11 protein-coding genes, 2 rRNA genes and 3 pseudogenes are annotated in these 10424 nt (G+C 34.1%); 8 read left to right on the top strand and 8 right to left on the bottom strand.

The features are described from left to right. Together PLX19_RS25590 and PLX19_RS25585 are read right to left on the bottom strand one after the other, a co-directional pair. Window positions 1-74: ribosomal RNA gene (locus PLX19_RS25590) — 16S ribosomal RNA — on the bottom strand; the annotation flags it as partial. Between the two features lie 555 nt (window positions 75-629). Next, entirely contained in the window at window positions 630-1487 is an 858-nt protein-coding gene (locus tag PLX19_RS25585) for an alpha/beta fold hydrolase (protein ID WP_272191748.1), read from the bottom strand. A 113-nt stretch (window positions 1488-1600) separates the two neighbouring features. On the opposite strand from PLX19_RS25585, the gene PLX19_RS25580 reads away from it, so the two are divergent. The 6 genes and pseudogenes from PLX19_RS25580 to PLX19_RS25555 form a co-directional block, all read left to right on the top strand. Next, window positions 1601-2539 carry a helix-turn-helix transcriptional regulator gene (locus PLX19_RS25580; protein WP_272191747.1) on the top strand — a complete coding sequence of 313 codons (939 nt, stop codon included), beginning with the start codon at window positions 1601-1603 and terminating at the stop codon, window positions 2537-2539. A 90-nt stretch (window positions 2540-2629) separates the two neighbouring features. After that, the gene (locus PLX19_RS25575) at window positions 2630-3346 is read left to right on the top strand and encodes a response regulator transcription factor (RefSeq protein WP_272191746.1); all 717 of its coding nucleotides are present in this window, start codon (window positions 2630-2632) and stop codon (window positions 3344-3346) included. Next, complete coding sequence (locus PLX19_RS25570; RefSeq protein ID WP_272191745.1) at window positions 3333-4349, top strand: sensor histidine kinase; 1017 nt, start codon at window positions 3333-3335, stop codon at window positions 4347-4349. The genes PLX19_RS25575 and PLX19_RS25570 overlap by 14 nt, the downstream gene beginning before the upstream one ends. Window positions 4350-4427: 78 nt before the next feature. Continuing rightward, window positions 4428-5348 carry an ABC transporter ATP-binding protein gene (locus tag PLX19_RS25565; protein ID WP_272191744.1) on the top strand — a complete coding sequence of 307 codons (921 nt, stop codon included), beginning with the start codon at window positions 4428-4430 and terminating at the stop codon, window positions 5346-5348. Then, window positions 5341-6078, top strand: a complete 738-nt coding sequence (locus PLX19_RS25560) for an ABC transporter permease (protein WP_272191743.1) — start codon at window positions 5341-5343, stop codon at window positions 6076-6078. Before PLX19_RS25565 ends, PLX19_RS25560 begins: the two co-directional genes overlap by 8 nt. 13 nt (window positions 6079-6091) lie before the next feature. Continuing rightward, a pseudogene (locus tag PLX19_RS25555) lies at window positions 6092-6217 on the top strand (IS6 family transposase); the annotation flags it as partial. 248 nt (window positions 6218-6465) lie between these two features. On the opposite strand, the gene PLX19_RS25550 reads toward PLX19_RS25555, so the two are convergent. Next, window positions 6466-7278, bottom strand: coding sequence for a hypothetical protein (locus PLX19_RS25550; protein ID WP_272191742.1), 813 nt, complete (start codon window positions 7276-7278; stop codon window positions 6466-6468). Here PLX19_RS25550 and PLX19_RS25545 point away from each other — a divergent pair. Then, window positions 7248-7655: pseudogene (locus tag PLX19_RS25545) on the top strand (DUF2238 domain-containing protein); the annotation flags it as partial. The gene PLX19_RS25550 and the pseudogene PLX19_RS25545 overlap by 31 nt on opposite strands. A 425-nt stretch (window positions 7656-8080) precedes the next feature. Here the strand turns inward: PLX19_RS25545 and PLX19_RS26090 are convergent. From PLX19_RS26090 to PLX19_RS25530, 4 genes and pseudogenes are all read right to left on the bottom strand, one after another. Continuing rightward, window positions 8081-8267, bottom strand: a pseudogene (locus tag PLX19_RS26090) (hypothetical protein). A 70-nt stretch (window positions 8268-8337) separates the two neighbouring features. After that, complete coding sequence (locus PLX19_RS25540) at window positions 8338-8514, bottom strand: hypothetical protein (protein ID WP_272191740.1); 177 nt, start codon at window positions 8512-8514, stop codon at window positions 8338-8340. Between the two features lie 193 nt (window positions 8515-8707). Next, window positions 8708-9085, bottom strand: coding sequence for a VOC family protein (locus tag PLX19_RS25535; protein WP_272191739.1), 378 nt, complete (start codon window positions 9083-9085; stop codon window positions 8708-8710). A gap of 19 nt (window positions 9086-9104) precedes the next feature. Further along, the gene (locus PLX19_RS25530; RefSeq protein ID WP_272191749.1) at window positions 9105-9491 is read right to left on the bottom strand and encodes a VOC family protein; all 387 of its coding nucleotides are present in this window, start codon (window positions 9489-9491) and stop codon (window positions 9105-9107) included. Between the two features lie 358 nt (window positions 9492-9849). Here PLX19_RS25530 and PLX19_RS25525 point away from each other — a divergent pair, with 358 nt between their 5' ends. Then, entirely contained in the window at window positions 9850-10068 is a 219-nt protein-coding gene (locus tag PLX19_RS25525; RefSeq protein ID WP_272191738.1) for an alpha/beta-type small acid-soluble spore protein, read from the top strand. Window positions 10069-10221: 153 nt separating this feature from the next. On the opposite strand, the gene rrf is transcribed toward PLX19_RS25525, so the two are convergent. Continuing rightward, window positions 10222-10337, bottom strand: a 5S ribosomal RNA gene (gene rrf, locus PLX19_RS25520). Window positions 10338-10424 lie beyond the last annotated feature (87 nt).

The raw sequence follows: 10424 nt of genomic DNA, 5'->3' as shown, positions 1-10424 counted from the left end.
TCGGTTCGCTCGACTTGCATGTATTAGGCACGCCGCCAGCGTTCATCCTGAGCCAGGATCAAACTCTCCAATAAAGTTTGTCTAGCATCATAAATAAAAATTGACGTTTCACGTTGTTTGTTTCGTTCAGTTTTCAAAGAACTTATCCGCCGCTCAAGTTGGCGACTTCCTTATGTTAACATCTCAGTCATTCGATGTCAACTAAGTTTTTCATTTTGTTTATCGTGGTTACTTCGTTTCACCAGCGACTCGTATAATATTACTCCTCTATGTAATAATAGTCAATAACTTTTTAAAAAACTTTAGATATTCGCTGTTACGTCATTTTGTTCTGTATAACTACAATTCATATGTAAAAAAATCAAAGTGAATTTAGCACATTTTATATAGAGCTCTGGGCATAATAACATGAATTACGTAAACCTAGTACCCTTATACCTACAGAGACTCCACACAAAGTGAAACTTCCGTCAGTGTGGGATTCTTCATTCCCCACTGATGGTTATTTGAACCAACCGGGCTTTTACGGGCAATTATCCCCCACCTATCTTCTTCGATTTTCTTGGGATCTTGAGGTGGGGGGTCTTACTGTCCACGAATAGCGGGATAAAACCGCCGGTGATTCGCAATCACGTTAACTTATAGGAAGAATTCAAAAACCCCTTAATTTCACGAACTAACTCTCCTGCATGATCAAACATCATAGCATGAGACGTTTCAGGAATTACAACTGTTTTACTTTCATTTAATTTACATTCAACACTTTTTATAAATGCTAATTTCTTATTCAGGTCACCTTCTTTTTCTGCTGGAAGAAACAACACTCTACATTGAACATGATCATACCACTCTTCTATCCTACGATCATACAGATCCTCCGCAATCTGTATCATGTTTTCTCTCTTGGATACAAAAGTTACTTTTCCATTTTGAAGTTTTCGTGGTTTATAATCCTCCATAACTAGAGCTCTCTCTTTATTCCATGGCAGCCAATTCTTTTTCATATACTGTATCAATGCTTCTTTTGAGTCAAATTCCTGTTCCGGATTAGAAAAAGATTTATTAAAATGCTCTTCTTTAGATTCCGTATATAAGCCCCCAGGTCCTGAATGATTGATCAAAGCTCCTTCAGAATTAACTAAAGAAATAACTCTATCAGCATACATCGATGCGAACATTGTACCAACAGAACAACCAAGCGAACTTCCTACTATATGAGTTTTATGAATCCCAAGAACATCTAACACCTCTCGAACATCTTCAACTAAAGTTTCAAGTTGATATCCTTTTTGAGGATGATCCGAATTACCATGTCCCCTTATATCGATAGCAATTACGCGATATTGTTCTGTAAACTTTGGAATAATGCTCCGCCAAATGGCTGCACTTCCTCCCATATAATGCAGGAACAAAATTGGCTCACCGTTCTGGCTGTACTCATAAGCTTTAATTTTTACTCCCTTTGCATTTACCGTATATTCTCTCATTCCCTAATCCCCCTTTAGTGCTCCCCTCATTGATGAAGGGAACTTCGTGACTTCATATTTATTTTATCGTATATTGGTGACAAACAACGTCACTAATAATAGGAGATATTTTCATGTCTAGAACAGGGAGATTATTTGAACTATTAATTACACTAAATACAAAACATCGCTTTACTGCTCAAGAGCTAGCAAATGAGTTTTCAGTATCCAAAAGAACGATACTTAGGGATTTACATCTATTAAGTGAAATGGGTGTCCCTCTTTTCTCTTCCTCTGGACCAAATGGTGGATACACTCTTATAAAGGAACAAAAACTCCCTACTATCTCATTAACACCAGAAGAAGCTACAGGATTACTTCTTTCCTATCAACTTTTAGAAGATGGACCTTTTAAACAAGAGAATATATCAACCATTACTAAAATCCGTTCCAGTATGTCTATAGAGATGATCCAAAAAATAGAAACATTACAAGATAGACTAGCTATTGATTCACCCAATAGAAGTTTTAAAAATCATTACCTCAAAGAACTTTTACAAGCATCATTAGATAAAAAGCATCTTCAAATAGAATACGAATCCCGTTCCGGATACTCAATCCGAACAATCTTTCCTTATGGACTCGTTCTATCTAACGGTTTATGGTACTCTCCTGCATTTTGTTATAAACGAAAAAAGAATGTACCATTTCGAGTCGATCGAATTATTTCCCTCAAAATACAACACGATTTCTCAGAGCCAATTCCAAGAGATATGACCATTACACAATGGTTAAATCAAACAGATACTTTATCAAAAGAACTTACTTTACGAGCTACACTAACGAAAAAAGGCTGTAAAATGCTCGATCCTCATCCTATTGGAGAATGGATTCAAGTTACCCCTAATGGTACCGGAGTAATTGAAGAAAAATGTAGAGAGTCAGATATACCTTTTATCGGAGGACTGTTCCTTAGTCTTGGAACAGAAATATTAATAGAGGAGCCTGCTGAATTAATACATTTTGTGAGAGAAAAAGCGTTGGAAGTCATTAGCCAATATCCAAAAACATGAAATGCTCGAACTTGTATCTCCTTATTTTAACAATTAATAGTATATAATTTGTTTATACAATCACATTTCAATTTAGAAGCAGGTGAAACGATGGAAACCATTCGCGTACTTATAGCTGATGATGAAAAAGAAATAAGAGATTTATTAAAAAGGTATCTTGAGAGAGAGTTCTATATAGTAGATACAGCAATCGATGGCGAAGAAGCTCTTCATTTATTTAACCAAAACAAATATAATCTCGTCATATTAGATTTGATGATGCCGAAAATAGATGGAATTGAAGTATGCAAAAGGCTTAGAGGGCAAACAAATATTCCTATATTAATGCTTACTGCTAAAGATCATGAAGTAGACAAAATTTTAGGATTAAGTATAGGTGCAGATGATTATATTACAAAACCTTTTAGCATTCATGAGGTAGTTGCACGTGTGAAAGCTCTTATGAGGCGTTTTTTAGTATTAGGAAGCGACGCTATCTCTCATGAACAAACAGCCCTTCAGTTTAAAGGTCTAACCATTGATTTAAAAAAATACACAGTTACCGTAGGTGAAGAAGAAATAGCTTTAACGGCGAAAGAACTAGAGCTACTAAAGTTTTTCGCTTCTAATCCCGAACAAGTATTTACGAAAACACAACTCTTTCGCAATGTTTGGGACAGTAACTATATAGAAGATGATAATACAGTTATGGTACATATTAGAAAACTTAGAAAGAAGATCGAAACGGATCCTTCAGATCCTAAATTTATTCAAACTGTGTGGGGAATTGGTTATAAATTTGTAGGTGAAAAAGATGAAAACCGATAAAGTTCTCTATCTTATTTCACTTCAGCTTATCATCATTGCGATACTTCTGCTCATTGAGATGAGTCATATATGTAAACTCATTTTATTTACTGCATTATTTCTTATAACAATAAGCCTTTTCTTTATAAGAATCCATTTTATAAAGAGCCGAAAGTCTATTACTGTTAACTTACAACGAACAATTCACGGAAATTTACATACAAGATTATACACAAACAATGATAACTCGTTGGATGATGTAATTTTTTCTATAAATGAATTAATTACAGAACTAGAAAAGGTACAAGTTGAAGCTAGAAAGTCTCAAAAGGCTAGAAGACAACTCTTATCTAGTATTTCACACGATATTCGAACACCGCTCACTTCCATTATAGGATATGTTGATGCTTTAAAAGATGGAATTGCTGCTTCAGAAGATGAAAAACGAGAGTATCTCGAAATACTCTCAAAGAAATCGAACAGCTTAAAACAATTAGTTGATCAAATATTTAATATGGCTAAGCTAGATGCAGATGAATTCCACATACAAAAAGAGTCTCTCGATTTTGCTGAGATTACTAGAGAATCGCTAATTGAGTTTTTACCTGAACTCTCAAAACATAACATAGAACTACAGGTTCATATTCCAGAAACATCTTGCCCTATTACAGCAGATTACCTTAGTCTTGTACGAATTATAGGTAACCTCATGAAAAATGCGATATATTACGGAAAAGCCGGAAAAGTAGTGGGAATAGAACTACTAGAAACCACTTCTGAATACCAACTACTCATTTGGGACAAAGGACCTGGAATTTCAAATAGTAATTTAGAAAACGTATTTGAAAGAATGTATAGAAGTGACCAATCAAGGAGTGCTTCGCATGGCGGGAGTGGTCTAGGACTTGCTATTGCAAAAGCTCTCGTAGAAAAAAATAGCGGAGACATATGGGTGGAAAGTATTCCATGGGAACGAACTACGTTCGGATTCTCCATTCCAAAACAAACCACTTTTAAGAAATAGTTAAGAAATGATTAAGCCGCAGTTAAATCCTCCTTTTTATCATGTAAGTAAGAGTTTATAGAAAGTAGGTGTTCCAAAATGAGTGTAATTATAAAAACAACAAATCTCACTAAAATTTATGGCAATCAAAAATCAGTGGATAATCTAAATATAAATGTAAATCAAGGAGAGATTTATGGCTTCATCGGACGAAATGGTGCAGGTAAAACAACGACAATTCGAATGCTGCTAGGTCTCATAAAGCCTACAAGCGGAAAAATCGAAATATTCGGGGAGGATTTTTTCCAAAACCAAAAAGAAATTTTAAGAAGAATTGGCTCTATCGTTGAAGTTCCAGGATTTTATGAAAATCTTACTGCTAGAGAGAACCTATTAATTAACGCAAAGATAATCGGAGTGCATAAAAAGAATGCCCTTGAAGAAGCATTAGAAATTGTAGGCCTACAACATGAAACAAAAAAGCTGGTGGGTAAATATTCTTTGGGAATGAAACAACGATTAGGAATCGCAAGAGCCCTTCTCCATTATCCAGAACTATTAATACTTGATGAACCGACAAATGGCTTAGATCCAATTGGTATTAAAGAAATGCGAAAACTTATTAAATCTTTAGCACAAGAAAGAAACATAACAATATTAATTTCCAGCCACATTTTAGCTGAGGTCGAACAGTTAGTAGATCACATGGGGATTATTCATGAAGGGAAGTTATTGGAAGAAATTTCTCTTGAAGCACTTCGAAAAACAAATCGTAAATACTTAGAATTCCAAGTAAATGACGATAATAAAGCTGCAATGCTTTTAGAAAAACAATTTCATATTTTTGACTACGAAGTACATGATGAAGGAAATATTCGTGTTTATTCCCATTTCGGACAACAAGGAAAAATTAATAAAATATTTGTTCAAAACGATATTGACGTATTAAAAATTATAATGAGTGAAGACAGATTAGAGGATTATTTCACCAAATTGGTTGGAGGTGGGACAATTGGCTAATCTATTATATACAGAACTATTAAAGTTGAAACGCTCTAATATGTTCTTAATTAGTATTATTGGGGCAGCGGTAGCACCGTTTATGATCGTTTTGGCCTTTTATATAGAAATGAAAACAAAACCATCTGCTACACCCGCGAGTTTCGATGCCCTTTTTCTTAATGTAAATATGTATATTATTTTATTTATGGGAGTCCTTCTATACGGGGTCGTTACCGCCTATCTCTTTAATCGTGAATACACAGAAAATACATTAAAAAATTTATTAACCATTCCTGTATCACGTTTTAACTTTATCATGAGCAAATTCACCCTTCTATTTATTTGGATTATGACCCTAACTATAGTTGCATGGGGACTAACCTTACTATTAGGGCTATTAGGAGGGTTTCCTGGATTAAGCATCCCTTTATCTTTTCAATTTTTAGTGAAATTTTTATTAGGCGGTGGATTCCTTTTTATCTTATCTTCTCCTATTGTACTGCTAACCCTTGTAATGAGGACTTATGTTCCGCCTATTATATTAACAATTGTTGTAGCAATGGTAAATGTTCTAACTGCAAGTTCGGAACACAAAGATTTGTTTCCTTGGACAGCTGCGCTAGATATAGTAAATAACGAATTGCAACCGACATATCCTCCAGAATATTCTTATGTTGCCATTGCCGCTACAGCTATTATCGGTTTTCTCGCAACACTATTCTATTTTAAAAAAGTTGATATTCATTAATCTCATACCTAATCATGATTCAAAGGCGATGAAAGGGATTAAAACCGTTCACACTTTATATAAACGAAACCGAAATTTGAAGCCAGATTTCGGTTTTTCGCCGTATAATGAATTACGGAATTTATTAACAATCACATAAAGTGAAGAACTTTTAACATCTCGGGTAACCTCTATTCGATTTTCCAGCATGATAGAAAATCTCTCCCGAGAACATCATCTTTTAAGATACCAAGCATAAAAAAAACGAGATGCATCTTGCTTAATTTCTGCAGTTTGATATGTTATATAGCCTTTCCAACCATGTTCGTATATATAGTTACCATTAGACGTTATAAAAAATAGATCCGGAATTTTTGAATCAGGATTAAATTTAAAAGTACCTGCATCTTATTTTTTATCTAAATGGATATAACCACCTTGAAGTTTTAAATATGCATAATCTGAATAAATAGGATTTGCAAATTTAATTAATACTTCTTCATCTTTTCTGATTGGTTGCCCAGGTTTAGGCTGTTCTACTCTTTCAATAACTATATTCACTTTTTCAGAGCTAGAAGACTCATTTAAAAGATACTCCCATTTATTGTTGGCACGATGGCTTCCCCAATATGATCCAGCAGTTCCTTCTACAACAAATTCCCCTGAATTATCTACTACATAATTATCAAATGCGGTATTGTATTTAACAACGGTAGAAATCTTGTTTTTAGGTAATTTATTTTGTGAATCCTTAATTTCAAATGTAACCTCGTTGGACGGTAAAAATTCACCAAAAGGTATATTTTCTCTAGACTCATATATGTCTCCATTCTCACTTCTAACTAGTGTTACTTTTTGGGTAGAACCTTGTCTAGTTTTATAGGAAGCCGAGACTTCATTGCTCGCTCCAAATAAACCAGGTAAGATTGATGCGCGAATCTTTTTTGTAACAGGATCATAACTACTTTCTTCTAGTATTGGTGGCTGCAAGTTTTCGAAAGCACCGTGTTTATGGGTATTACGTAAATAACCGAGGCCAGTATCATTATTTTTTATACGTTCAAATGAAATACCATTAATGGCCTCATTATTAGTTGAAGCAACTGATAAATAATTATTCCTTTTAACCTTGCTCACAATATGATTTACTTTATTTGTATCTATATTTACATGTTGAAAAATTTCATTTGATGATGTTACTAATTGGTGGTCATTATACATATGCGGAGGTACCATTTTTCAATTGGCTTCGTGACAATTTTGATTTAGAAAGAAATTACTACGATCGTGTAGGGCATTTCATACAAGGATTTGTACCAGCATTAATAACAAGGGAAGTACTTATCGAAGTAGTTGGAATTCATAAAAAGGGATGGTTAGGATTACTTGTAATTTCAGTTTACCTAGCATTTAGTGCGCTATATAGATTATTGGAATTTATAGTGGCAAAATTAACAAGAACAGGGGCAGAAGCATTTCTCGGGGCACAGGGAGATGTGTGGGATACACAGTGGGATATGTTATGTGCATTGGTTGGAGCTATGATTGCGTTACTTGCCCTTCTATATAAAAACCTCAACTGTAAGAAAGACCTATGATCTTCCAAAATTCTATTTTTGATATAAAACATTTATCTTTTTTATGAAAGCAAACTACTTTGATAAGATCAAGTCGTTTGCTTTCATATTTATAGGGATACAGACCGATCACTTCATGTCCCAAAATGAAAAGATGGGATGAAATCTTATAATTAACTAACTGTAGAGAAGTAAAATTTTCGTTTAGAGGGTACATCAAGACCTTAGCTTGATAGGCATGCAGCGAGACCCCCTTGCATTGTATTATCTTTTCTAAGTTAACATAACTTCACTTATTAGCATTCCAAGTATGTAGAAACTAAAAAAAGCCCCTTCATATTAATGATCTAAAGAGACTTTACTCATACAAATAATTTGTACACCAATTCTTTGATATACAGATTATTTGTACAATAAGTATTATAAATGATTGCTGAATGATAAACTTACATAAATGCTTTTAAAAGTTCTTGAACTAATGGAAGTACTCCGCCTAAAAATTTCAAAACAGCCATTGCGATTGCCATATTATTTCCCTCCTTTTTTGAATGTCAAGATGTAATAAATCTTTATACTCTTATTATAGCTAGTGCCTCTATTCATATCAATAAATTTAATTATGCAATATTTCATATTTATATATGTGTGATATTACTATAATAGAACCGGTAAGTTCTACAGCATTTTCTAATGAGCTGAACAACTAAAGAACATGAAAGTTTCCCTTAAAAACGAGGAGAATTATAAAAACTCTCTTCCTTTCTTCTATTATCTTTTCCTCTATCAAGTTTTCGCGGATACGTTTATTTGCATTCGCTTTTAATTCGGTTTCATCCGCCACCCATGTTTCGGTCGCAATAAACCCTACTTGATGAATCAAACGAAGACAATGCTAAAAAAGCTCTTCCAAAAATATCGTGTTTCGTAAACGTTGCAAAAGAAACTTAGTGATAGTTGAGTGATCTGGAATTTTTAATTTTTGTCTATTGAATAAATTATTTTCCAACAGTATGAGAAATCCCTTCAGAGGTCTGAAGGGATTTCTTCATTCACATAATAAGCACTATATAGATTCATTGACAAACACCTAAAGGGTTTCCATCAGGATCAAAAAATGTGAAGAATTGGGTAGTCCCTTCTCCACTAATAGGATTTACTTTGACACCACTTTCAATTAACAGTCGGTAAGTCTCATTAATATCTTTAGAAATAAAGTTATAATATTTCCCTACTCCAAAGTTATTCTCAGGAAACTTCATTGGTTGATGATTAACAGTTCTAACAAGACATACTACTGTTTGCGACTCTTCTTCGATTTTCATAACTGCAGCTTCGTTCTCAATATAAATAAGTTTAAATCCTAATTTTTCTTCATACCATTTAGCTGCAATTTTTGGATCTTTGACTGGTATAAATACACCTTCCATTCCAGCCAATAATGGTTGCGACATTCTATATCCTCCTTTGAAATTACAGCATTTTATATATTTCAATTAAGTTATCGTCAGGATCACGAAAATGTGCAACGTACGCTCGCCATTCCTTACGTTCATGCGGTTCAGTAACAAAGTTAATTCCTTTTTCTCTAAAGCGTTTATAAGTGTTATCGACATCTTCAACTTCAAATTGAAGTAAGAATCTTGACTGAGACTCACCTTCTAAAGGCCTATCTCCTTCACCCACTAATTCGGCCATCATTTTTCGGGATACAAGCTCAATCTTCGTTTCCCCGTTATTGAAAAGCGCATACTTGCTATCTTCCTCGTACCAACTCACTGGAAATTCCAATAAATCTCTGTAAAACATGGCACTTTTCTTAAAATCTTTGACTAAAAGTCTTATTTGTGACAATTTCAAATCGATCACCCCTTGAAAAATACTATTAAAGAGCCTATACCAGCGCTTCTCATTTAGACACTTCGTTATTGATACTAATATTCCTTTATGTTTCAGATAACTATCCATCTGCATAGGAAATGAAACAATACCATTATCAGCTAGCGCATTTCATCATAATATAAAAAGAATAGTGTTTTTTGTATTTTTAGAGTAAAGATTTATCTTAGGTTGATGGCGACGTGATACTCCCCCTTGTCTATTAACTTAAGCTTTTCATCTAAGGAGAATTCGAGACAAGGATAAAGATATTGCGTATAACATGTATATTCATCACAATTAAGAGCACATTATATACAAATATAGTGGAGGTGTAATTATGAATATTCAAAGACACGGTTATAATACAAATGAAATTCTTATTGCAGGTGCAACAAGCGCAATTGAGCAAATGAAATACGAAATTGCTCGTGAACTTGGGGTCACACTTGGCCCAGAAACATCTGCACGTGCAAATGGTTCTGTCGGGGGAGAAATCACAAAACGTCTTGTTCGAATGGGTGAAGAGAAATTAACGGGTCAATATAGAACCCATTAAAAAATTTACATAGTTAGATTAAAAAGTATCCTTTATGAATCTAAGGGTAATTTTTTATGGAAAAACAAAAGTTTTAAGTTGCACAGAAAAACAACTTTTCAGATTTGAATACACAAACATAAAAAAACCTAAGTCAAAACGACTTAGGTTTTTGCCTGGCAACGTCCTACTCTCACAGGGACAAAGTCCCAACTACCATCGGCGCTAGAGAGCTTAACTTCCGTGTTCGGTATGGGAACGGGTGTGACCTCTCTGCCATCATTACCAGACTTATGAAGGTATATTCCTTCAAAACTAGATAACATTTGCTTCATATTATATGGTTAAGTCCTCGATCTATTAGTATTCGTCAGCTC

The sequence above is a fragment of the Bacillus sp. BP-3 genome (genome assembly GCF_028401955.1).
Lineage (GTDB): Bacteria > Bacillota > Bacilli > Bacillales > Bacillaceae_G > Bacillus_A.
The sequence above is the reverse complement of the archived record's forward strand: the minus strand, read 5'-3'. Positions and strand labels throughout refer to the sequence as shown.